General features: G+C 41.5%; 20 protein-coding genes. 8 read left to right on the top strand and 12 right to left on the bottom strand.

All coding sequences use genetic code 11. The features are described 5' to 3' along the window. Positions 1-632: 632 nt before the first annotated feature. The 3 genes from Pan241w_RS25290 to Pan241w_RS25280 all read left to right on the top strand — a co-directional run bounded on the left by Pan241w_RS25290 (position 633) and on the right by Pan241w_RS25280 (position 3,674). A complete protein-coding gene (locus Pan241w_RS25290) occupies positions 633-1,097 on the top strand; it encodes a BLUF domain-containing protein (protein WP_145221330.1) in 465 nt (154 codons plus the stop codon). Between the two features lie 400 nt (positions 1,098-1,497). Further along, positions 1,498-2,211, top strand: coding sequence for a GAF domain-containing protein (locus tag Pan241w_RS25285; RefSeq protein ID WP_145221327.1), 714 nt, complete (start codon positions 1,498-1,500; stop codon positions 2,209-2,211). A gap of 884 nt (positions 2,212-3,095) precedes the next feature. Continuing rightward, complete coding sequence (locus Pan241w_RS25280) at positions 3,096-3,674, top strand: response regulator (protein ID WP_145221324.1); 579 nt, start codon at positions 3,096-3,098, stop codon at positions 3,672-3,674. A gap of 503 nt (positions 3,675-4,177) precedes the next feature. Here Pan241w_RS25280 and Pan241w_RS25275 read toward each other — a convergent pair. Next, positions 4,178-4,417, bottom strand: coding sequence for a hypothetical protein (locus Pan241w_RS25275; RefSeq protein ID WP_145221321.1), 240 nt, complete (start codon positions 4,415-4,417; stop codon positions 4,178-4,180). Between the two features lie 756 nt (positions 4,418-5,173). On the opposite strand from Pan241w_RS25275, the gene Pan241w_RS25270 reads away from it, so the two are divergent. Then, positions 5,174-6,517 (top strand): sigma-54-dependent transcriptional regulator, encoded by a 1,344-nt coding sequence (locus Pan241w_RS25270; RefSeq protein ID WP_145221319.1) that lies wholly within the window; start codon positions 5,174-5,176, stop codon positions 6,515-6,517. 100 nt (positions 6,518-6,617) lie between these two features. Here Pan241w_RS25270 and Pan241w_RS25265 read toward each other — a convergent pair whose 3' ends face one another. Then, positions 6,618-7,037: a hypothetical protein gene (locus Pan241w_RS25265; protein WP_145221316.1), complete on the bottom strand. Its 420-nt coding sequence runs from the start codon at positions 7,035-7,037 to the stop codon at positions 6,618-6,620. A gap of 429 nt (positions 7,038-7,466) precedes the next feature. On the opposite strand from Pan241w_RS25265, the gene Pan241w_RS25260 reads away from it, so the two are divergent. The 3 genes from Pan241w_RS25260 (at position 7,467) to Pan241w_RS25250 (ending at position 11,511) form a co-directional block, all read left to right on the top strand. Then, positions 7,467-8,705 (top strand): sensor domain-containing diguanylate cyclase, encoded by a 1,239-nt coding sequence (locus Pan241w_RS25260; protein ID WP_145221313.1) that lies wholly within the window; start codon positions 7,467-7,469, stop codon positions 8,703-8,705. Positions 8,706-9,122: 417 nt separating this feature from the next. Continuing rightward, complete coding sequence (locus Pan241w_RS25255) at positions 9,123-10,493, top strand: sigma-54-dependent transcriptional regulator (protein ID WP_198000145.1); 1,371 nt, start codon at positions 9,123-9,125, stop codon at positions 10,491-10,493. Between the two features lie 496 nt (positions 10,494-10,989). Beyond that, positions 10,990-11,511, top strand: coding sequence for a hypothetical protein (locus Pan241w_RS25250; protein ID WP_145221307.1), 522 nt, complete (start codon positions 10,990-10,992; stop codon positions 11,509-11,511). Between the two features lie 79 nt (positions 11,512-11,590). Here Pan241w_RS25250 and Pan241w_RS25245 read toward each other — a convergent pair whose 3' ends face one another. The 4 genes from Pan241w_RS25245 to Pan241w_RS25230 form a co-directional block, all read right to left on the bottom strand. Continuing rightward, positions 11,591-12,343: a PilZ domain-containing protein gene (locus Pan241w_RS25245; RefSeq protein ID WP_145221304.1), complete on the bottom strand. Its 753-nt coding sequence runs from the start codon at positions 12,341-12,343 to the stop codon at positions 11,591-11,593. A 222-nt stretch (positions 12,344-12,565) separates the two neighbouring features. Continuing rightward, the gene (locus tag Pan241w_RS25240) at positions 12,566-15,757 is read right to left on the bottom strand and encodes a bifunctional diguanylate cyclase/phosphodiesterase (protein ID WP_145221301.1); all 3,192 of its coding nucleotides are present in this window, start codon (positions 15,755-15,757) and stop codon (positions 12,566-12,568) included. A gap of 32 nt (positions 15,758-15,789) precedes the next feature. Then, entirely contained in the window at positions 15,790-16,191 is a 402-nt protein-coding gene (locus Pan241w_RS25235; RefSeq protein ID WP_145209663.1) for a transposase, read from the bottom strand. Beyond that, positions 16,188-16,634: a transposase gene (locus Pan241w_RS25230; RefSeq protein WP_145209666.1), complete on the bottom strand. Its 447-nt coding sequence runs from the start codon at positions 16,632-16,634 to the stop codon at positions 16,188-16,190. Before Pan241w_RS25230 ends, Pan241w_RS25235 begins: the two co-directional genes overlap by 4 nt. A gap of 570 nt (positions 16,635-17,204) precedes the next feature. Between Pan241w_RS25230 and Pan241w_RS30050 the strand changes: the two genes are divergently transcribed. Further along, entirely contained in the window at positions 17,205-17,831 is a 627-nt protein-coding gene (locus tag Pan241w_RS30050; RefSeq protein ID WP_145223513.1) for a tyrosine-type recombinase/integrase, read from the top strand. Positions 17,832-17,962: 131 nt separating this feature from the next. On the opposite strand, the gene Pan241w_RS25220 is transcribed toward Pan241w_RS30050, so the two are convergent. From Pan241w_RS25220 to Pan241w_RS25195, 6 genes are all read right to left on the bottom strand, one after another. Then, entirely contained in the window at positions 17,963-18,238 is a 276-nt protein-coding gene (locus tag Pan241w_RS25220; RefSeq protein WP_145221298.1) for a hypothetical protein, read from the bottom strand. Positions 18,239-18,393: 155 nt separating this feature from the next. After that, on the bottom strand, positions 18,394-20,460 hold the full coding sequence (locus Pan241w_RS25215) for a GAP1-N1 domain-containing protein (protein ID WP_145221295.1): 2,067 nt from the start codon (positions 20,458-20,460) through the stop codon (positions 18,394-18,396). After that, positions 20,451-21,314 carry a TRAFAC clade GTPase domain-containing protein gene (locus Pan241w_RS25210; protein ID WP_145114298.1) on the bottom strand — a complete coding sequence of 288 codons (864 nt, stop codon included), beginning with the start codon at positions 21,312-21,314 and terminating at the stop codon, positions 20,451-20,453. Before Pan241w_RS25210 ends, Pan241w_RS25215 begins: the two co-directional genes overlap by 10 nt. Then, the gene (locus tag Pan241w_RS25205) at positions 21,307-22,257 is read right to left on the bottom strand and encodes a TRAFAC clade GTPase domain-containing protein (protein ID WP_145221292.1); all 951 of its coding nucleotides are present in this window, start codon (positions 22,255-22,257) and stop codon (positions 21,307-21,309) included. The genes Pan241w_RS25210 and Pan241w_RS25205 overlap by 8 nt, the downstream gene beginning before the upstream one ends. Positions 22,258-22,259: 2 nt before the next feature. Next, positions 22,260-23,378, bottom strand: a complete 1,119-nt coding sequence (locus tag Pan241w_RS25200; RefSeq protein ID WP_145221289.1) for a GTPase-associated system all-helical protein GASH — start codon at positions 23,376-23,378, stop codon at positions 22,260-22,262. 21 nt (positions 23,379-23,399) lie between these two features. Then, the gene (locus Pan241w_RS25195; RefSeq protein ID WP_145221286.1) at positions 23,400-24,728 is read right to left on the bottom strand and encodes a metallophosphoesterase; all 1,329 of its coding nucleotides are present in this window, start codon (positions 24,726-24,728) and stop codon (positions 23,400-23,402) included. Positions 24,729-24,841 lie beyond the last annotated feature (113 nt).

Here is a 24,841-nt window from a genome sequence, read left to right as displayed (position 1 = left end):
TGGTCAACTCCCCGCACACTCATCCCAATCGTCATCCATAAATGGGAATTCCAACTGTACTTCCCATGGTGGCAATTTCCGGAATGTTTTACCACGGACCGCTCTCCACAGCAGTCCAGGGGCGATTTTGAAAGTACGACGAATGGCATTCGCTTCAGCAAGCGTTAACCCTTCGAGAAACAACTTCTTGGTATCTCTCTAATATTTCGCTCCCAAGCTGCGGTCGATAGTGTCGGCCCAGGGGTTCTCTTTCATGCTTGGCGCTGTTGAAATTGACGGTTGTAGACGCGTTGTCCCAATACTGATCGGTAATGCGGTCTGCGTAGAACCAGCTGTCTTTTTCCAGAGGCATATTCAGGATTGTGATCTGGAAACGCTTGGGCGGAACTCAATGAGTGGATGGAGTAACCTTGCAACGAATAATGGCCATGAGATCACATATAGTGCATTAACAATAACCTAAATTGAAATAGAGTCATGCTATTTTGTTAATCTGGTCCGACAATTATTCGATAATTTTATCTGATTGTATTTAATGTCATCGAATTTTGAGGCTTTTACCTCCATTTGAAACCGATAAGCCAAATCAGGTATTTGAGAATTTTAAATTTAGATCTCCTGGCTGATCTGCAATGAAACTCTATCAACTTATCTATGTCAGTAAGAGTGTCGTTCCGATGTCAAAAGAGGGACTAAATGAAATCTTGGGCGTTGCCTGTCGCAATAATGCAACCCAGGAAATTACCGGAGTATTGGTCTATGATCGTGGTCATTTTTTCCAAGTACTGGAGGGGGAACGCGATGACGTAGAGTCTGTGTTCTCCAAGATTCAAAAGGACAACCGACATTATCAAATCAACCGAATCATTTCCGATACGATCAAAAAGCGGTTCTTTCCTAACTGGAATATGGGTTTATACAATATGGACGATTGTAAGAAGATTGACTTCTATAAACTGAAAAGATGTATGACGTCACTCCACGAAAAAACTACCGTGAGTGAAAAGAGAGCTTTGGCAAAGTACGCCTTAAGATTATTTATGGAACTAAAAAAGCACAGAACGGATCAATCAGAAGACCAGATCCAGCTAGACTGAACTGATGAAGAATGAATACCCCCTCCCTCTCAAACATGAAAGGAAGGGGATCTCATGCCTGCCTTAGTGCCTGCTATAAGGAGGCCCGACTGCCACTGGACTGCGAAGATTTTCTGGAACTCAACTTAGAATCAATATATTAAAGTACACTTTTGGATAATGGTATCAAGATTCTTATGTTTGTAAAACGGACATTTTGTGTTTTTTATCAAGAGTAACAGGAGCATCAAGGCAATCACCCCTCATCATTATCGATCTGGAGGGGAACCGGTTAAACCATCATTAAGATTGAGGCTACAGGACACATATCTAAGAAAAAAATGGAACTGTTCATACATCTCGAAAACAGTAGTCTACAATTGCAGGTAAGGGTGTCATATTTACACGCTGGAATTGAATAATGAATGATTCACATACTGAAGGATCTCAAAACCTTGTTGAGAAAATGATTCATGCCTACCTTCACAGTCAGTTATCAGGAATACCAGGAGAAAAAAGTAGTGATCATAGAAGCCGACTAAGCTTGGCTCTATCAGAACTTTCTCAAAACCTTGATCACAAATTTGTTCAGATGCAAAAACTCAATGATGATGCAATCCACCTCAATTCAGGGTATTTTTTAGACGAAACGCTAAACCGGTTATACGATTCATTTCGTAACAGTATCCCATACGACAGAGTCAGTTTTGCGGTTCTAGAAGAGGATGGACGTATATTGCGAGCTTATTGGGAACGGTCTGAAGCAAATCATGTTTACCTCACAGCAGGATTTAAGGCTCCAATGGCAGGGAGCAGCCTTCAACAGATACTTGAATCTGAAACCCCTCGCATCATCAACTGTCTCAAAAAATATCTGCAAGAACATCCAAATTCAAAGTCAACTCGGCTGATCTATCAGCAAGGAATTCGATCGAGTCTAACTTGTCCAATCGTCGTTCAGAGTCAACCGATCGGATTTATCTTCTTTTCCAGTTTCGTAGCCTATGCTTATCGAGACACTCATATCAACCTATTGGAGCAAATTGGCAATCAGCTTGCATCACTTATCGAAAAAGGCAAAACATATGAGGGGGTTTTGGCTGCCAAATGTGAATTGCATCGAGATAATGAATGATGTGTTTCCGAGAACGATAACACGACTTGCTGATCTGTTTCACTGCCTGCAGTCAGAAGTTCTCAGTGTCCTCACCAGGAAGCCTCAGTGAGGGCACATAGTCAGTGCATCATTCCTAAAACGCTGATGGAATATAAGGAATTTGTGTTTCATAGAAGAATTGATCATCACGCACCTGGTTTTTGCAGGAGTTTTTCGTGATCTCTGATATTCACATCTAATCTATTCACGTTGTTTACTAAATTGATGATAATAATGAGCACTGATTCATTGAGACGATCCAAGCGACGATTGATCTCAGAAAGCTCATCCTTTGTTGCCATACCATCTTACTTCGAGAGAATCGCCTGTATGTCCGCTTTTCTGGCCAGTTCTATGTCAGCCTTACTCATGGATCGCATAGTGCCGGAGGCTTTCGCATTTCACAAGTATTTCTCCAGCGGATAATCCGAAGCCCCTGAGGGGAGTCGACCTGATGCCAGTGTTCTTGGCCCGGACCGTCGATACCATGAGTCGTCATTATTAGAATGTAGTGTGCACTAATTTAATGTGAGAATCGATTTGATTATTAGTGCATTGTCACTCGAAACATAGACATTAGCGTTTGTATTCATCGGGGCATGTGTTGAAGGTTTTCTATGCACTCTGTTTTGCAGATTCTGAGGTTAAATTCAAACTTTTTAAGCCCAATAATCCTTGATATGTCCCTGCTTTGATATTTTACCATTTTCATATTGAGGTAAATACCTCCTCACGCCGATAACTTATCTGGACTCACAGATAAATTATTATTGAATTCTATTCTTTAGGGATTATTTGAAAAAAACTCGTCACCTGATCTCTGTTGGTTGGCGAGGTATTTTTTTAAATCGTCAGACAGAATTATGAAAGTTCTTGTAGTCGATGATATTGGATATTCCTGCCACTATTATGCACGTCTCGTGGAAAAAATTGGGTTCACTCCAATGAGAGCATCGTCCGGTTTTGAAGCTCTAGAGGTGTTGAAGACGGAAAAAGACATTCATGTTGTGCTCACAGATCTTATGATGAGTGGCATGGATGGAGTGGACTTATTCCAACAGGCACAACTCGTCGAACGTTACTCAGATCAGGGGATCTTACCATCTCCTCACTTTATTCTAATGACTGACCTCAGACTTGAAGAAGATTCACAGGATCGAAATCAGCAAAGAATAAAACTTGCCAGAAAATTGGGATTTTCCAAAATCATGTTGAAGCCAGTGGATTATAAAGAACTGAAACAGGAACTGAATGATCTGGCTTTAAATGTCATTCAGTCATCCACAAGTGAACCGGCTCTTGACCTATACTCTTTGGTTCAAAAACTCAGAATGTCAGTTAAGGAAATTGTCACAGCAGGAAACAAAGAGGCGGGAGCTGAGTTCCTCAAAATTTTGCAGGAAGAAATCGACAACCTAAAGAAACATCTAAAGATTAATTGATCTGAATTCATTCATAGCGCAGTTCAGATCTATATTTTCCACGGAGCTATCTCCGCAATTCCTCTGAATCAGAAACTCGATCATAAATCTGTCAGTTGGGGATGACCTTGCAATGTTATTGCAAGCAACAGTTTAACCATTTTGAGCTTACGGTGACTGATCGATTCCTTAGTCTCGTGGCAATCAAAGAAAATCATAATCTTTGTATCTTTGCCACGATGAGTCAGGCTAACTAGCTTACGCTCTATTTTGTCGAAGCAAACGTAGCCTCAGCAAGTAAAGGTACCCCTTGCGATCATTGCAGGAATAACCCTGCTCAATCCCAATTAACTCACAATCTGTGAGATTGAGATTCTAAACTATTTCCCTTTATGGGCTTTTTGACAAACGGCACAAGATTGAGTTATTTTCTTGAAGGCGGCATTTGCTAATTTCAGATCTTGTTTCTCGCATGCTGCAAGAACAGCAGAGCTCTCATCGCGCAGTACCTTTGATGCACTAGCTCATGTCCCGTCTGGGCAACGACCATCAGGCATCATGAGGACACTCATCTCGTTTAAATACGAAACCTGACAAGCAGTTGTGTCCCATGCCTTTTCGTCGGTTGGACTATCACCAATGAGCAATTTGCCCAAGCCAGCACAGTTTGGTTGCATCATCCCACGTATCAAATACTTCGTCACTGCCGGACGTGTTTTTTCTTGCTTCATTTGAGCAGAAGCTATCGCTAACTTGATTAACATGGAATCATCTCCAAAAGTTAGAAGAAACAGAACTAGCTGTAAATAACAGTCGGAAAGACGAGCATGTTGTACCACAAGCGTGCCCACCATTTCTGGGGAACTTCACTTTTAACTTGAATTTCACTTTGGGGAGACTTGGTGAAACAGGACGGCAGAATCGTTGGCAAATCCTTATCCATCCATTCCCGATCCATTGAATTGGAAGAACTGTGTCAAGATGACACACCATATGCGCGACTCTGTGTCAAGTGGTTACAAGTTTTTCGTTCTATATATATTCAGTCATTTAAGTGATATAGCGCGACGATAGTTGCATTAACCGAATAGCCTCTGATCCGAATAAGCATAGAGGTTATTTCAAGACATAGGTCAATGTGGTAAAGGAAAAGGTCATGAGAACAGGAATCGGCCACGAAAACTTATTTGGAAGATTGCCTTTCGGGATACCACCCAAATCGTCTGACCACTTGACTGGAATCGACATTTTGATGCAACTTTCAAAAAGTAATCAATCTAAAACAGTAACTCCGGATAACATCAAGAACACGCAAATCATACCAGAGAGTGAGTTCCTAAAACTCTTAAGAACTAGGTTCAATAAGTCCGTGGATCAGTCTCGGATCTATTCCGGATAGTGAAATACCGAAGTTAATGAATATTATTGGGTAGTCCGACATTCCGATCGTATTGGGTTCAACGTAAGCACTTTTTGATTGGAGATTCTTCGTGATTTAGCATCTGTAGGGAGACAGGCTAATGAGAAGCAATAAAACGGTCCTGGTTATTGATGATGATTTAAGCATAGGGAGATTCATTCGAGATTTCATCTTTAAAGATGGAAAGCGAGTGTTATTCGCTTCGAATGCAAAACAAGGCTTAGAGCACCTCGAATACAATCAAGTTGATGTCTTATTTATCGATCTCCATCTCCCAGACGAAGGCGGGCTTAATGTAATTCAAAAAGCACTTCAGATCCACCCGAACATCGCTTCGGTGGTTGTAACAGGATTTGGCTCTCTCAAATCTGCCATCGAAGCGATGCGTTTAGGAGCCTGCGATTACATCACTAAACCATTCAACCAACAGCAAATCATCAATTCCCTCAATCGTGCCCTGAATCAAATCAATATATCTCCAATGCGGCAAAGATCCTTACTCACTCTAAAAGGGAAATTATCACAAGAAAAATTTGTCTTTGTCAGTAAAACTATGACTGAAGTTATTTCAAAGGTAAAAAAACACTCACATTTGGACGTACCTGTTTTAATTCAGGGTGAAATTGGTGTTGGAAAAAGAACTCTGGCGAAATTCATTCATAATCTTAGCCCATTTGCAGAAGGTCCGTTTTTTCATATCAATTGCGCAGCAATCATAGAAAACAATCATGGACATGACCAACAAAAAAGTAATCTGTTTGACAGTCTCCAATCGAAAGAATTGCCAAATAAATCACAAGTGAGAACATTATTTTTGGAAGATATTGAGCAACTTCCAAAGTGTCAACAAAAACAACTTTTGAAACTGCTGAAAGAAGGCCGTATTCGGACTCCCTGGAATGCATCTTCCAGAACAAGTTCAACGCGTCTCATTGCATCAACGAGTGCTAATCTTGAATTAGAAATCGCTACGAATCAGTTCCATAGAAATTTATACGATAATTTGAATGTATTGCCGATTAATATTCCTCCACTTTGTGATCGACAAGAAGATATTATTCCCCTGGCATCCTATATTCTGGAAGAGCTCAGTCATTCCTGGAATTTAAATTATGAGGAATGCAGGCAAAGGATCGGAAAAGATGTGTGGAAACAACTACTTAATTATAAATGGCCGGGCAATGTTCAGGAGCTTGCTAGTGTGCTCTCCAGGCTGGTATTACTTGAGGACGACATGATCCTCACAAAACAATTCAAATCAACACAAAATCTTGCCCAGAATAAGGAAGCAATCTGTGTACCCTTCATTGGTGATTTGAAATCGATGGAACGCCACATGATTAATGAAGTTGTCAAACGCTTTGGTGGGAATAAGGCTGCAGCTGCCAGAAAACTCGAAATGCATCGTAAAACTCTCTATCGCATTTTAGATAATGAAAAATAGAACTTGAAAAGGGTTCAAGCTGCCAGCACATAATAAAGAATTGTGACGCGAATAGATCCCACTATTATTTTGGGATCTGCTTCAACTCAATTATTATCTATCAACTTCTTTCAGGCTCTAATTGAGGTTTGATTTGAACCCAGCAGCTTATCAATGAAATAAGTTCATCATCGGACGAATATGTTTCCATTTCTGTCTTCTCGGGGCAATGTTCCTCAAAAGCAAGACGGTCTAACTCCGCATTGAGCAAAGCCGTCGTTTCTTTTCCATTTGAGATTCTTCTCAAGTCATGTGTAACACGTGACTCGGTGACCTTCTGCTGATTCTTCAATCTTGACCATTGTACAACTTTCAATGCAATCATTGAAGCTAATCCGAACAACCCGATATTTGCCCACAGATGCCGGATTGTGGTATCCAATTCCGCCCCCCATCCTGCTGCCACGAGACACAAACTGAGCCAGCCAATCAGGTTTGTCAGCGAGTTTCTACCGGGTTCAAACAAAAGATTGAAAAACATTTATTTCCCTTTCGTAAACTTGGCATTGCGTAGTGAATTATCTCACTTTTCTTCGTCAGGAGTTAGTTTCATGAATCTTATATTTATCGATTCACCATAGTAATTCACGTTCTATTGAGACAGATGTTTTGACTATAAGTTCCATACACTAAATCAATTCATTCCAGAAAATGAGCGATCATCTGTCCCTGCAGTAACTCTGCATAAATTGAGTATAAAACACGCTGAGTATAGTACTCGAAAATTCTCTAAAATCAGTAAAGGAAAAATCAATTCTGAGACATTTGGACTACATAGTTGAGACCATTGGCCACACTTTTAGTGAATCTGAATCCGTTCCCAGTAAGCAGATAGTTATGGGCTATATTCACGATTGAGATAGTCAGATTATGAACTGGTTACGAACATTATTCAGATAGGATACTTACTATGAGTGATTCTCGAATTCAAGAATATCAAACGGTCATTCAGAAAATGACTGAAGGTTACTTTCCACGAAAATTTTCAAGTGAAATGGATGTTGATGACATAGGACGATTGGGCACCGCGCTGTTAGAACTTTCAAGAAACCTTGAAAATAAATTTGATGAGATGCAAAAGCTGAGTGAAGTTACTACTCACATTAATGCAGGATATTTCTTAGATGAAATACTAGACCAATTGTATGATTCATTTCGCAATATCATCCCATATGAGAGAATTGGTCTGGCGATGTTGGAAAAAGGTGGGAGTACACTACGAGCTCGATGGGAACGGTCCGAAGCTAAACAGGTCTGTCTCAGAGTAGGATTCAAGGCTCAAATGGCGGGAAGCAGCCTTCAAAAAATACTCGAATCGGGAAACCCTCGAATTATAAACAATCTCAAAAAATATCTCCTTGAACATCCAGGGTCGACATCGACAAAATTGATCGTTAAGGAGGGAATACGTTCCAGTTTAACTTGCCCTTTAATCGTTCAGGATCAACCGATCGGATTTATCTTCTTTTCCAGTTTTTTGACAAACGCCTACAAAGAGTCACACATCAGTATATTCAAGCAAATATCAAATCAACTTGCGTCAATCATCGAAAAAGGCAAAGTTTATGAAGAGCTATATCAATTGAATATAAAATTACAACGAGCAAATGCTCGCCTGGAAAATCTGGCTACATACGATGACCTCACTGGTGTATGTAATCGGAGAATATTTAATGAAATGTTATATAAAGAATGGTTTCGTGCTATCCGTCATGAGACAGCGATTTCGTTGATCATGATCGACGTGGACTATTTTAAAAATTACAACGACTCATACGGGCATGTTGCTGGTGACATTTGCTTGAAAAAAATAGCTGAAACGATTGCAAGTATTATAAAACGACCTGGCGATCTGATCGCTCGCTACGGCGGAGAGGAATTTGCTGTACTGTTACCAGAAACAGGAATAAACGCAGCTCAAGAAATTGCTGAGCGAATACGAAATGGAATCCAAGATCTAAGCATAGAACATCGTGAATCATTGGATGCGGACGTCGTAACAATCAGTGCTGGAGTGGCGACGATGAAGCCACAAAATGATCATGATCCCCTCCAGCTAATTTCGGAAGCAGATGCCGCATTATACAAAGCAAAGTACGGTGGAAGAAACCAGGTTGTTACTCAGGTAGTCGAGTTAACACATCATTAGCAGAGATTACCCACCAAAGTGTGTTTGCATACCCTGTTCTTAAAATTTTGAACCGATTGATATTTTATCCAATCACTTTTGAGCTTTTTCATCCCAAACAACAAAAAACGGTCATATCATTGGCTCAGCCTTAATTCGTCCTCAATCATGCTGTAATTACTGGGCTGTCAAAGTAAATAATTTCCTTAAAAACCCCTATCTTAAATGATAAATACTAGATACAAATTGGACTTCCAGATATTATTATTAGCGTGAGATGTAAACGAGAACACCAGCTAGATGGGTGATAACACCTAAGTGTTATGCATGAGATCTGGATTTTTTGTTTCTTATTTACTTTTTGCAGGCACACCCAAATACTCGTTCATTTTTTCGATTAATTTTCCAGTGGTTCTCTTCTACCTGCAGGAGGAGCTGATGTCGAATCTGGAAACCGTCCTGATTATTGATGATGACTTAAATATTAGAAATCTTGTTCGGGATTTTATCCTGAATGAAGGAAAGAGGATCCTGCTAGCGTCCAGTTCTGGTGAAGGTTTGGAATATTTAAAAACTGATTTGATTGATGTTTTATTCATTGATTTACAACTTCCCGATGAAGACGGTATCAGTTTACTCCGTAAAGCAATTCAGCTTCACCCAAATATCGCGTCAGTAATAATGACAGGATTTGGTACACTCGAATCTGCTATCGAAGCGATGCGTTTAGGGGCCTGTGATTACATCACAAAGCCGTTCAGAAAACAACAAATTATCAAGTCCCTGCAACGAGCGATTAATATCAACCTAGCCAACAAAATATTGGAACAAAAAAACGCGCATGATGAGATAGCAAGCGAGTTTCCACATGAAAATTTCGTTGCTGTTAGTGCTTCCATGCAGAAAGTTCTTTCGCAAATAAAGAAAATCTCTCTCTTTGAAGTTCCAATTATGCTGGAGGGAGAAATTGGAGTCGGCAAAAAAACATTAGCAAGACTCATTCATCAAAAGAGTCAAAATGTTAATGAGACTTTTATACACATCAATTGTCCAACAGTAGTCAACAGCGAGCCGTTTCAAGAATCTGATAATATCGTTTTGAAAACGCTTTTACAAAATAATTCACCAGAAAAGATTCGGAACGGAACGATCTATCTAGAAGACATTGAGCAATTGCCAATTATAGAACAAAAACTATTGGTAGGAATGATCGATGATGGTTATATAAGGACCCCCTGGTCGGTTCACTCAAACAATGATTCATTTAGATTGATTGCATCAACTACTATTGACATTAAGGAAGAAGTTTCAAAAGGAAACTTTCACAGAAGTCTTTATGATCGTTTGAGTTTTATGCCCATCAGAGTTCCTCCTCTTAGAGAAAGACGTGATGGAATCAAAGCATTAGGAATTCATCTTTTAGAACAGCTTAGTTATGCTTGGAATTGGAATCTGGAAACGTACCGACATCGAGTTGACAATAATGTCTGGGAATTACTAATTAAATATGAATGGCCTGGAAATGTTCAGGAACTGGCTACGATGCTATCGCGAATTGTATTTCTGGATGAGAGCGGTGTTATCACACGCGAACTACAGCAGCTTCAAGAACCTAAGTCTACCCAGAACAACGATACAATCTCAGTCCCCATGAATGGCGACTTGAAATCGATTGAACAACATATAATTAAAGAAGTCATCAAACGCTGCGGAGGAAATAAGGCTGCTGCTGCAAGATTGCTCAGACTACAACGTAAAACACTATATCGAATTCTCGATGATAAAAAAAATAACAGAAGTCTGGATTAGACCTTTAAACTGATCAACTTTCATTTCCAGTTCTAGAACTGAATTCTTTGAGCGAGTTTGAGTCTACGAGTCCCTTTTCACAGTTCACGATACACTCTGACACACACAACGATTGACATATCTCCACTCATCGTAAAGCAGTAGAGTAATCTTCCAGACTTGTTTTGATTCCGCGTTTTCATATTGTGTCGCGTCAAACTGCTGGTTTGTATTTCAGGATTGATTCGAAAGGTCCTGGATGACCCATACTTACACTAGAACAATAGAATACACGAAACAGATGGCTCCATCTAATTATGATTTCAGGCCACTTGTCCATGTTGATTTTCAAAGACTATTTTTAGATCAAATTATCCTTAACAATCAGCAATATATTGGTACTATATAGGTAATAATACCTAAATAAGACAATGGTAATTTATAAAAAGTCTATTATTTCGTGATGTATTCATTTTTTTTATTTCTCGAGAATTACTAATTCTACCAGGAAATACTTATGAACCCAAAATCGTGGCAGAAATCTAAAGAATTTATAAACCTGATTTCCGATAACATTACCGTTTTAATGGAATCATCTGAATTTGGAGTTATTCAGTCTCAGTTGATGAGTCTTATTCAAAGTCTGGATAAACGATACGGAGTTACCATTAACTGTGTTATAGATGTGATAGACTGGGAAAAGGAACGAATTTTACCGCTTTTAAATACTGGAATATCGACTGAAGAAAGTGGAGATGTATTTCGCACCTGGAATGACGCATTACCGCAGAAGTATGTGGTTAACGGTGATATCCATGTCGTTCCACAAGACTACTGTCCAAACTGTTGGAGTGACTGGGGTTTCAAATGGAAAAAACGGACCTGCCCGGAATGTGGGATTAAATTAGGAGAGGAATGTAAGATTCTTCTTGATTCAGATGTGTGTCCCCACTGCAAAGACGGAATAATATCAATGAATAATCCAGTATGTGACAAGTGTAGATTTAAGATAGATCCCAATTGTGTTGTCTGGGGATAGCAGCGTTTATTCCAGTGACTGATGAAAATGCTGCTAAATTCTCGCCACCGGTATCAGCCTGAGGCACGCTAGGGATTGATTATTCGCAGGCTAAGTTGTCGTCATGGTGCGTCTCCTCATGCAAAATGGAATTTTGACATCCGACTCCCTCTGACACCGATTCTCGGAGATTGACGGGAGTTCTCACTTTAATCAATTTACCTCCACTCGAAAACTTTCCATCTGGCTGATGGTGCTGCCATAATAATTTGGCGAATATCGAAACTGTTTTAGCATTCCGCAGATTGAACGTTAACATCACAAGCCCCGGCGGGATCGGTTGGTCGTGGATCAACCCTACGCCGCCTGAGGAGATGTCCCGTATGTAGGCAGTGAACGTAGTTTGTCCGTGTTCGGTTGATAGACTCTCACTGTCATCTAGAGGTTGCACTTGGACCGGGTGATAAAACGGCAGTCGCGTTTCGTCGCGTTGTTCGACTCCTTTTCTCTCTCTATTGTGATGGCCCTCTCCGTCTTCGGCTATTCTACGTAACGCAGTATTGATGAGGTCCTTAATCGCTCCGTTTTCAGCTGCGAACCTATTCAGGTAGCGTTCGATATGCCGGGCCGTGATTATTCGCTGCTTTCGTTGGCGATTTGCCTCTCTCGCCTGCTGCCCAACTCCCAACCCGACTGCCGAAACTAAGCCGAACAGACCGACGTTCGTCCAAAGCTGTGTGAGAGTTGAATCTAGCTGTGGTCCCCATCCTGCTGCTAATAGACACAGGCTGAACCAGCCGATTAGAGTTGATAATGTAATTCGTTCCGAATTATTTGCATGAGTGCAGAACATAATTGTTTTCTTTCTGGTGCCGAATTATAAGATTGACTCTGCCTTAGCAGAGAGAACTTATGTCAAAAGCATTTCGCAAACGAAGTTCAGTTAGAAGGCTCGGCGAGATGGTTTGTGAATTAAAAAAGAAAACGTGACATTCGGGATCACCATCAGAATGTTGAGCCACGCAGTATCTGGCCTTCAAATACTTCATCGAGAATTCCAGACATTCCAAGAGCATCAAAGATTCGACAGAGTTGCAGTAGCCATCAATTCATGTTGATCAATTTGTGATTCGTTAAGCAATAATGTGTGCACCTTGTCAGGTGGCAAAGGCTTCGCAATAAAGTAACCCTGCATAAAATCACACCCAAGAGCTATGAGTCGTGACATTTGGTCTTTCGTTTCCACGCCTTCAGCAACGACGGTCATCCCCAGATTGTGGGCCAGGTCAATAGTAGTGTGTACAATGTGCGAGTTCCGCTTGTGTAGGTCGGTACCGCTGATAAATGAACGGTCAACCTTCAGAGAGCTAAAGGGAAACAACTGGAGGTGACTCAGAGACGAATAGCCCGTTCCGAAATCATCTATTACCAGGCGAACCCCTTGCTCATGCAACTCTGTCAAAACAGCTAATGTTAGTGCGGTATTTTCAATGGCAGCGTGTTCCGTGATTTCCAGGTACAGGTTGTCTGCCTTGATGCCGGTCTCGTCAATAATTCGAAGAGTTTTTTCGATAACGTTAGGCTGTATAATTTGTCTGGGTGAGAAATTCACGTTGAGAGTCAGTGCCGTGGCAGTAGGAAATTGATTCTGCCATTCACACAGTTGGCCGCATGCTGTCTGCATTACCCACCAGCCAACCGGGATCATCAATCCACATTTTTCCGCTACGTCGAGGAATTCCGATGGTGGTATGATCCCACGCTCTGGATGCTCCCAACGCAGCAGAGCTTCGAAACCGATAATCGTCATCGTCGTCAGCGATATAATAGGCTGATAGAATACCCGAAATTCTTGGCGATTGAGGGCTTGTCTCAGTTGATTTTCTAATGTCAGGGTTATTTTAGAATTGGTGGACATCTCGGAGGTGAACAGCTCGAAGCGTGAATCCCCTTGCGACTTGGCTCGATACATGGCCGTGTCAGCGTCACGCAGGATATCGTCCGCGCTATGGTGTTCAACAGTACTCACGGCAATTCCGATACTGGTGCTCGTAAAGACCTCTTCACCTTCCAAATTGAACGGTTGCTGCAAAGCTTCATGAATACGCTCGGCAATTAGAATCACATCATTGACATCAGTAATATGCTCAGCCAGCACGGCAAACTCGTCTCCACCAAGACGCGCTACGATATCTGTTTCTCGTATCGCTTTCTGTAACCTTTGAGCCGTCTGCACCAGCAGATTGTCTCCAGTCAGATGCCCCAGGCTGTCATTGATGGTCTTGAAGCGATCCAAGTCAAGAAACAGAACTGCAATCGAATAATCATTGTTTCTCTTATATCGCTGGATTGCCAGCTCAAGTTGCTTGACGAACAATGCTCGGTTAGGCAAATCTGTCAGAGGATCATGCAAGGCATCATGTCGTAGCTTTTGCTCCAACTGCTTACGTTCAATGGCGACGCCAGCCATTTGTGCCGACGATTCTAGCAACGTCGCTTCGCCAGTGAGAGGACCACGTGGCTCCTCGCAGAACATGCAAAAAGCTCCCAGCACCTTGCCCTCTGATTCAATAATCGGTTGAGACCAGTAGGCCCTCAGCCCATCCGCCAGCGCCAGGCTGTGGAAATCACCCCAAAGTGGGGCGCTCGTGAGATCATTCACAACCACGGTTTCTCGAACGTCAGTTGAGGTAAAATTTGTTCCCGCGCAGGGTTTAACCTCAAGATTGTTGAGCGCACGTTGCAGCTTCTCTGAAAGGTTTGGAGCAGCACAGACTTGCAATCGTCCAGTATCTTCATCAATCAACATGACCGAACACCGTATCTCAGAAACTTGTTCCTCCACAATCTGGCACAGAAGCGTGAGCACGCTGAGTAACGAATTGCCAGAGTAAATCTGATGGATTATTTCATTCTGACCATCCTTCAGTCGCTCTGCGCGCTTACGATCGGTGATATCACGAGCCGTCGCAATCAGAATCGGTTTATCAGTTGAGGAATCCAAGGCCTGGAAAAGTATTTCGACGGGGAAATCTGAGCCATCTTTGCGGCGGTGCACAGTTTCAATCACCCCCTTTTTCTCTTGTTTCGAGGAAATCACTTTGTCGAACTGAAGCGCCAACTCATCACAGGTGATATTAGTTTTGATGTCCCCTGGCCCCATGGTGAGTAGTTCCTCACGAGAGTAGCCCACACTCGCACAGGCGGTTGCGTTCATATCAATGAATCGCATCTTATTCCGGTCGATAAGAAAGACGGCATCGGCCGAACAATCCAGGGCTGTCCGAAAGAGTATTATTTCTTCTTCTGCACGCTTACGCTCACTAACATCGCGAATGGAGGCGGTGACGAGCACTCCAGAGTCTGTCCGCAGAGGCCCTAGGTTGACCTCAATGGGAAACCGACTACCATCTTTCCGTAACCCGTAGAGATCCGCCGATTTTCCCATGGGGCGTACCTTGGGGTTCGAGAAATACCCAACATGTTTTTTCTTGTGGATGGCACGAATATCTTCAGGAATGAGAACTTCGACAGGCTCCCCAATCAATTCTTCTTGTGAGTAACCAAATATATGTGTCGCCTGTGTATTCGTTAGGATTATATTTCCATCCTGGTTGCAAATCACCAATGCATCAGGAGCGCACTCCAGCAGCCCTCGATATTTCTTCTCTGACTCCCTATATTTTCGAGCATTCCAGTACGCAGCGATGATGGTCGAGAAAGTGGTAAACAGTGGCTCCAGATTCTTCGCCAGCGATTCGTCATATCCACCAGTACGATTTGCCATGCCAACCATACCAATCAGATTGCCATCGTGAAACAGAGGCATTCCTAGAAACGACTCGATCAACGGGTGACCGAGAGGCAGGCCTCCGCTACGCACGTCATTCGCCGTGTCGTTTGTCAGTACATACTTGCCAGACGTGAGTACTGCACCAAACAGATTCTTGAGATTGAAAAAATCAAGACCGTTTGGCGAATGTTCTACAAAATACTCAAGAGATTTCTGGTTCCAGGCAATGTTGGAGACGGCCCGCATCTTGAAATACGGATCGCCTGCATTTGTGTAAAGAAGATCTCCGATGAAACCATATGAACTTTGACTTGATTTAATAAGATGCGAAAGCAGCTTGTCGTAAAACTTGAGTGGTGGCTCATCAGAAGTAAACTGCGACTGTATCAATCGGATCGTATTCAAAAGATCGATTTCTTCGATTGTTGGGAACTGTCGGTTGTCAACAATTCTTTCATTGTTGTGTTTCTTCATTTGTACTCTCACATTTGAAACTAGAGGGCATCTCAAAACCTTTTTAATAGTGTAAATAAACACCCAAGAATTACAAAGCTTTCGTAGAGGTAATCGTGATATTCCCAGCGCGTGACAATGCGACGATAGTTGTGGAGCCAGGCAATACTGCGTTCCACAATCCAACGTCGTTTGAAGCGTGGAAGCTTTCGACCATCTTGCGTCGGCGGTTTGACTCTCGATTTTCGATGCGGGCAGATCAGATCGATATTCTTTTCCATCAGCCGTTTGCGCAACGAGTCCGAATCGGCGGCTTTGTCATAAACAAGTCGCTCGGGTTGTCGATTTTGCAATGTGATTTTTTCAAGCAGCGGTTCGATCAGCTTGACTTCGCTACGACGGGCCGATTCTGTGTCGATCGCCACAGGTGTCCCGTGACGATCGACAAAAATCATGACCTTTGTGCCTTTGCCACGACGAGTCGGGCCAACTCTTCTACCCCTTTTTTTGCCGAGGCAAAAGTGCCATCAGCAAAGGTTTCCGAGAAATCAATCTGGCCAGCATCATCCATTCGTTCCAAGATGATTTGCCAGGCAGATAAGAGCCGCCCTTCGATCGTCCATTGCTGGAAACGTCGATGGCACGTCGCTTTTGAGGGATACTCTCTTGGTAAATCTTTCCATCGTGCTCCTGTCACCAAAATCCAGAGAATGCCTTCCAGGCAATCTCGTGGATGGGCTTTTGGACGTCCTCCCTTTTTGGAAGGGGGAGTCCAGGGAAACAGTTTTGCGACTAAAGACCATTGTTTATCGGTCAAAACGACCGGGCGTTCCGTCCTGGACGCTGTTTTTGTGGAAACCCGTTTTCGTTTGGGCCACCAGACCAGCGTCATATACATAAGAAATTCTCCTTTCAGGAGAACACTTCATGCAAAAGACGCGCCAAACCGTTCACTTTTTTTGACGTTATGAGACAACCTCTAGTCAGTCAGACGAGTGTATAGGAAGAGTAGGTTATAGGGTGAAACTGTCAACAAAATGCGTCGAAAACAGTTAGTTGTGACAACAGGTCTCACAAGAGCGTTCCTTTTGTGGCGTCATGACACAATTTAATTGTCGGACCGATCTGATTCTTGACAACAAACAACTCGTGGAAGAAGACTTGTGATGCAAATCATTAGGTGAATCGCACTCAGACTGTTTTCGAAATGAGTAATTAGTGAAGGGTGGCCACATATAATTGTCAATTCATTTCAGCAAGATGTAGCCGCGATTGATCAGCGGCGAAAGTCATCCGAAACACCTCTCGTCGTTTGGACTCGAATTAGTTCGCTAAACTCGATGAATGCCAGGCAGTAATCTATACAGCCCTTATTCGCGGACTCGGTGTGTATGTTTGAAAGACAGACGTATTAGCGATTTCATAGCAAAATGGAAAAATATGATCAGAATGACTCCTGAAGTGTTAGATCGAAACTCATAGTGAATGGTTCAGACCAACTAACCGGGATCTTGCCAGGCTGGCAGAACAGTACAGCAATACTGCCATCGGCCGAGCCTGTGGGGTTTCTGATACCACCATTCGAAACTGGCTTGGCAAAGCGAAGATCAAACGCAAGGTCGAATTCAATCAACATCAGGGGGAAATTACTTCCGATGCTATTGCAAAACTCAGAAAACGGGCTGAGAAACTATCCAGCAGACAGGCTCAGAGAACGGAGAAACGGCTGTCAACGGACCGAGTCAGCCGAATCATTGCTCAGATTGGAGAGCAAGCCAGGATTATCGTTCAGCAGCCAGATGAAGAAACGGGACGCCGTCTGAAGTATGCCACTGCCCACGATCTGAGACGGGGCTGTGCTCACCGGCTGATCAACGCCGGAATCTCGGCAGAAACCCTCAAAGTCATTTTACGGCACCGAGATTTTTCGACGACGGAGAAGTTTTATGGTGCGACTAAGGCGGCTCAGGCTGCTGCAGGTGAAATCCACGAGAAGCTCGAGAGTAAGGGCTCCAAAAATGAACCCACAGAAACAAAGTCTCTACTTTCCCCTGAAGAGATACAGAAGCTAAAGCTTATACTAAATTCAATGTGAGCGACAAATCATTCAGGAATGAATTGCACTCTTGACCGTAGCTTAGAATCCATGCACAGCACTTCGTCTTTGCCTTCACCATTCTTACCAATACTCAAAGACGCCTTCACTTCATCATTCAACTCTATTTTTTATTTAATGATTTTAGCAGCCCGTAGCTTCTGCACAGCGGGATCAAGTCGCGCAGCAATAGGGCGCATATCAAAGCCGAATATTTCGTCATACCATCTATCTACTCCCGGTCCGGTTAACGGTGGATCACCTGATTGCAATCGTAACATGCAAAGTGCGACTACCTGAAGCGCGAGGGCGAGAAGTTTAGGGTCAGAAGATTGATCACTCTGAGCTGTTTCGGCATAGTGGACAATCTGCCGAAGTTCATCATTTGTTAGTTCGAGATCATTCATTGGAGATTTTCTCCTAAGTTCACACAGATTTATTCGATTAATGTGACGTTTATTTGTCAGCCGAACCTATTTTGGGAGACAGCTAGATTTTATTTATCATAGCTACTCATTTTTTAGATCTTGGCATTGTAGAAAGGCGTATAACATATCTTCGATCAAATAAAGTATTTAGAGTACTTTCGAAACCTCTTGTATATTTTCCGCGAAATGATGTCTTGACCACTCTCCAATGCATAACTGACTACATTCGTCAGAAACTCCATTTCTTTCTCATCCCATCCCCACATTCCGCACACATCAGTAACAAATTGTTCATCTGGAATCGCACGTAAAAAGTCATTGACAGGCCATTCGTTATTTATGAATACAGACACGAGTCCTATGCGAAATCTTTTTGCTGGGCTCCAAAAAAAGCCACGTGGCAAAAAGCGATCCAACAAACTCCACGCCTGTCTCGCGAGACTAGACCTACAAACAGAAGAATATAAGGATGGGAACTGTCGTGAAACCATGCAGGACAATTCTTTCTCAGAATGCGTGAGCGCAATAGAGAAAAGAAATGCATCAAGGAACTGGTTTAAGTCACTACTATTATTGCGATCAAAGTTTGAGATATTTTCCAAAGAGGACGAACTACAATGCAGAAATGCCTCACTAGCTGGATCTAAATTCAAAAATAAGCTACCGAGAAATTCGACTGAAATACTTTTCTCTTTGTCGAGCCACTCGCAAACCAGATCAGATCGACTACTAAGCATCGACATTATCCGACTAGCCAGCCTTGTATCCTGATTACCCTTATCTAGGATTGCTCGGATACCCAATTCAGGATTGGTACTTATTATATGAGATATCGCTTCGAACTCTGAAATTTCAATAGTAGTTTCAATTAAGCTATTCACCCAAGTTGCTTCGATATTTGCAGTTTCTAGAATTTTGTTGAGCTTTTGTCTATCTGCCAATTCCCAGACTTTTTTACATATTAGGTAATCGGGACGCAGTTTAATTAATTGGCATATCTCATTCTCAGACAGTTTTTCCAGAATATCAGTGCTTACTCGTTCTCTCAATAAAACAATAGTATCTAATGCTACGGAAACAAAGTCCTTCTTGTTCTTTGTAATTCCTCGCGATAGAAGTCGGCATACTTCTTGACTTCTTGTAACACTAGCTCCTTTTAATGTATTTGCGACTTTTAGTTCTTTTAAATCAAATGCATGGCTGACCTTGGGAGAAATTATTGATTCAACAATTACTAGTTCGTCGTTTTTGAGAAAATACTCTCGGACTTCTGATGATCCAAATACGCTTGTCTTTATACCTTGTGCTTCTTTCGAACTGGGCCAATTAGATGCAATCTTTTCAGCAACATTTGAGATAGGAATTCCTCCAGACTCCGCATCTGCAATATTTTTCGCAACAGAATATAATTGACCAATTTCTGCTCTTGAGTCAGAACTTAAATATTTAGACACAAAGGCAAAGCCTTCCTCCTCCTTCTTCTCCTTTTTATCAGTGGTAAGGGATGTAGAAATATCACAAATTTTAACTTGAGAATGTGATCGTATTGCATCTCTTATACCCTCTGATGTTGATAATTGAACATCAAGATATTGATTTTCAATTTGACGTAATCTGATCGCACCGGTACAAAAAGAAAACAATTTAGCAGTAAGTCTTGCGTGAAATAACCATAGTTCAAATACGTCTCTCTCAAAGAGCTCCGAGTTTTTTACTCGAACACAAACTGGATCCTCAGTTTTATAAAAATCTTCTGCAATTTGAAATGAGATGGAAGATAAATGTTGAGAACGAATGTTATTGTGGCTACTTCTAATAGAAACTGGCTCTTCATAACGCTCTAAACCCATGGACTCTGGATGAATAAAAGCATCGAGGAGATCTTCGATGGAATTCAATTTCAGTAAGTCTGTATATCGAAAAATGAGCGTATGGGTCCATACACACCCTGGACGTGAGAATTCTGTTGCTATCCATGTTTTTGCAATTGCAAAATATTTATTTTGTATGAGGGGGTAAGCAGTCCAGTATTTTTCAAAACCTTCACTAATAGTCGGACCAGACAAGTCGCTCAACATTCTCATTTGTCGTTCAACCTGCTTTCCAAAAGATTTGGATGCAGCAAGTAGGCGATGCCCATTGGAGTAACCATGCACAGCTTGGTCAGCAATTATTTCGCTGCCTCTTATGCTTAATCCCATCGAATCGTCCATCGCAAAGGTAATGTGATATCATTTGTTTTTTTGTGCCCTGTTGATATCAATTCAATGCGTTGCGAGGGTGACTCGATTGATTGTAGTTCATCCTTGTTTTTTTCTATATCTCCCCCCTGAGCGCTAACGCCAAAGCATTTACACTCGAATTTTTCAGAATTTGCTTGGAGAAATTGCATTAATAAAGGGGCTCGTTTACCTAACCACTTATCAGGATCGGATTGATTTTCGTGTACCCGGTCCCACGCAGAAATTATTACAGCTAATCGAATCGAGCTTCGTCTATTTAAAACAGATATGAACTGCAATAATTCAACAAGTTGAACTTGGGTGGGCGATTTATGAGGATCCCATTCTATTGGCTCATTACTATGATTATCTTCAACATTGGACTCAGGTGATTTGATTCTATTCGCTAGTTGCGATGCGTTTGTTATCAATTCACTTTCACGGATATCAGGATGTATGAATAAAAGACCTCCTTCAGATTGGTCAATAATCTCAGAATATCCTTTTTCGGCATATCTTTCTGTCCATTGTTGCTCAAATGATTCGCCGGACAAGTCAGGTATTGAAATATCAGTCAAAAGCTCTGTCTTTGGGTCTCGTAGCTGAATCAATGCAGTCGATTCCATACCCAACTTGGTGCGTTCAAGACGCTGTACTCCTACCCATTCTTTGCAAATATTATTTAGATATGTTTTATCTCCAGTGAGATTGGCAAACTGCAAACTACCGTCTACATCTTTTTCAAACAGCACATGCCATAAGGCTGCCAAAAAAGTCGTTTTACCAGATTCTGGAAGCCCAATTAGAAATTGTTGTGAATGTCTCTCATTCATTAATTCCGCTTTCTCGTCTAGCATAGTTCCGACCAAAATAGTCGAATTCACAACACCCCTCTAGATTTTCATTATAGAGCTCTATTGGAAAGTATGAACCTGGGTTATCTTCTACCCAAGATGGAAAAATTTCATTCAAACCGTATCCGAGCTTAATCGCTTTAGTCCCAGTTTCCGGAATAGCTGCAATGTTGCTAAATCTAATTCGCCCCAATAAATCTCCAAATCGGCCTTTTATTGCTGATTTGATTGATTCAATAAAATTTAAGGCAGTATCATCATGCACAAATAAATCATACTTAGAGAATATAACATCTACCAGCGAACGTTCTCCCAACCGATTCGATTCAATACAACTTTGAAGCAACAATAATGCTTCTTTCTTTGCATTTTGACGAAATGCCAAATCAATCATTTTGCTACCATCAACCAATAAAACAAAATGATCTGAGCGACGGAGCAACGGTACCTGTGCGCAATCATCTACAGAATTGATTGCATCTTCAAAAGATTCTCCTGAAACATCAGCGAAAAACAAATGTTTTGGTGTACTTGGATTAGATTTTTGGGCAACTTTGAGATGCAGAAGCTTCCTTTTTTCACCAAAGCTAGTTCGGTCCATTGTGGGTGTATCTCGATTTGATGCGACACGAGCTTTGTGACACCTTCGTTCAAATCCAACTAGTGTTCGTGAACCGGCGAATAAATACCCCCCTAGCGGGCCATTTTGAAAGCAATGGAATAAACTTGCAATTAGAGAAGATTTTCCACAATCCACAGCCCCTGCCAAAAGAATCAACTGAACGCGGGACGACATACTTATTGACCGACTTTCTTCAACTGAAAGTGCATCTCCACTATAAAAATCAATTAACGAATCATCTTCGGCTTCTACTCCATCGTCTATATCAACCTCTTGCGTTTCCTCTAACTCCTTAGACAAAACTATTCCCCCTCGATTTGAATTGCATTAAATTGACGAAGCAAAAGTGTCTCTAAATATATCTGCATTGCAAAATCCACGCAATTAAATTGAGTAGTGTTAGAAATTGAAAACTCCTGTTTCAAGGGTTGCAACCACTCTGCTTGCCTCTTAGCTCCTCTTGACCTAACCAATGACTTGATCAACGGACATAAAGATAAAGCTGGATTTTCTGAGTAGAGAGACTCTAATTCTGAAGAAAATTCTTTTTCCAATTTTGACACTACGGACGAAATCTTAATCATTTCATTTTCTTCTTTTCCTGAAAGCTGGATCGCTCTAGCCAACAGCTCTTTATAGGAAAGCGGGCCGGGAAACCTTCTTACCATTTCTGCTAGCTCGACCCCGAGTATAACTGTAGTCGCTGGCCAGTTAAGATCCTCAAATACTACAGAAAGTTTTTTACTGACTGCTGTGGTCAGCCACCATAAGATATCTGATTCTTCTCTAAATAACTCTAACTGAGAATTTAAGTATTTATTATTTTGATTAGTTTGCTTGATCGACTTAGCAAGACCATTGAGTATCTTGTCAAGTGGTGCGTAAGCCTGTGGTAACTGCGTCTGTACTTCAAAATTCTCTTTAATTGAATTTAAGCTAGTTGAGATGTTTGGAACGCTTGAACGATTAAGTGAGTGTTTCGTCAGATCACGCAGCGATGCACTTTCAGAGTGAAGAGCATTCCAAGAGCGCCTAACGATCTCTTCAATAGCAGAAATATTATTCTTGCCCATACAATTTGGGCATATTACTGCTAGTGCAGACAATCGTGCTTCGGTAGTCTCAGGTTGACTTTGAATCACTTCTCCAAGAGCTGCTCCAGCTAGACATGAAAGATAAAGCCGATTATCAATCATTGGAAATGTATTATCTTCATCTTTAAAGAAACCAGCAAACTCATCTGCAACTTCATCATCTATCGGCAGTCTATAAAAAAGCAATGCTAAGTTTAATATTTGATCTGACGAGATATCTTGAATGCTATTTTCTAATCCTGACCAACGTAGTTGAAGCCTATCGCCATCTCCTTGGCAATCTTCAATATCTGCTAGACGCAACCAATCTGCAAAGTGTATATCCATTATGCTCCTCAATGTTTTGTGTTAATCAAATGGATTTTGATCATGCTTACCGTCCGAATATTCATGTTCGATAGCATCCCATAGTTGGCTTAATACATCACCAGTTTTCGCCCGATCAAAAATTCGGTTATATAATTCATGGTCTTCAATACCTTCATCAGTATCATTCAGAAGTTTTAGCCGAATCGCTATTTCAATCCGTTGTGTATGCGAAAGGCCAAAAAAACGATATGCTAGAGTTCGAGCTGGGTCCATAGCCTTACCCTCAGGTACATGGTCAATTGATGTGCTCATTCCATTTTCATCATTAGCTTGATTTCCAGATACATCTACAACAATATTTTCACTTAATTGACGTTCCCACATTGGCAATTCGAAAACATAATCTAGGAATTCTCTTCCTTCACATCTGTTGTGGTCCGTCTGAAATTGTGTTTTATCTTCTGACCAAATTCTCGGATAAACACGGATTTTTAATTTTCTACTAGAATCTACTTCTATTGAAATCGAAATCCAGTTATATCGAGGCACCCAATTGGACTCTCGTTTGTCGGGATGAACTGCACCTGCCACTAGATGTAATGAGTCATTCATTCTGTCCATTGATTGAATATGCTTATGCCCGAAGAGCTGTAAATGTGCCCTGGAATTTGCTTTATTAAAAAAACCAGTCGAAGACCGAATCCAATCATGAGGATGGTGGCACATAATCACGTCTACTACTCCATCTTCTCTCTCTGGAATTTGATATTCTCCGACTACTATAAATCCTTTTTCATTATCAAGATGGTTAGAACAGAGAGTAGACATCAAACCGTTCAGCCTTAACTCTGAACCATCGTCAAGTATAAACTTTTCCTGCCACACCTGTTTCTCAGGTAGAATTTCACAACCAAATGTAGCTGCAAATTTATTGTACTGTTCTATCGGTTTAAACAAGAATTCGGTTGCCAACTCATCTGTTATCAATGATCTCAGATAGCTGTCTAATTCATTTGATTGAGTGTTGGCAACATTGCGAACTTCAGCCTGTGTGCTTTCTAGAACCTTACTTTTCTTAATAACGCTTTGGTCAACATCATGATTTCCAGGCACACACCAGACAGATGTTTCCTCGCACTTTACAAGACTAGCTAAATTACTAAGCCAGTCTTTCGCAATGGAGTATTCATCTTCTTGACCGCTAAATGCAATATCACCGCTGACTAGAATCGCGTCAGGGACAAAGTGGGTTTCTGCAAACCTTTTTGCATCCAATTCAATTTCATTTCGGAGATCGCCATCAGTATCAAAATTATCATTGCTGTATTCTCGAAAATGGATATCTGACAAATGCAAAAAATTTACCATGATCACAGCCACCTTGTTTCTTCATAAAACCATAACTGAAAAATTAGTAGACATAATCATACAAGTTCAATCTGCATCTGTAAATTTGATACCCGGGCTTGAAGTAGAGATAA

It is taken from the genome of Gimesia alba, from assembly GCF_007744675.1.
GTDB lineage: Bacteria > Planctomycetota > Planctomycetia > Planctomycetales > Planctomycetaceae > Gimesia > Gimesia alba.
This window is presented reverse-complemented; position numbering and strand designations above follow the sequence as displayed.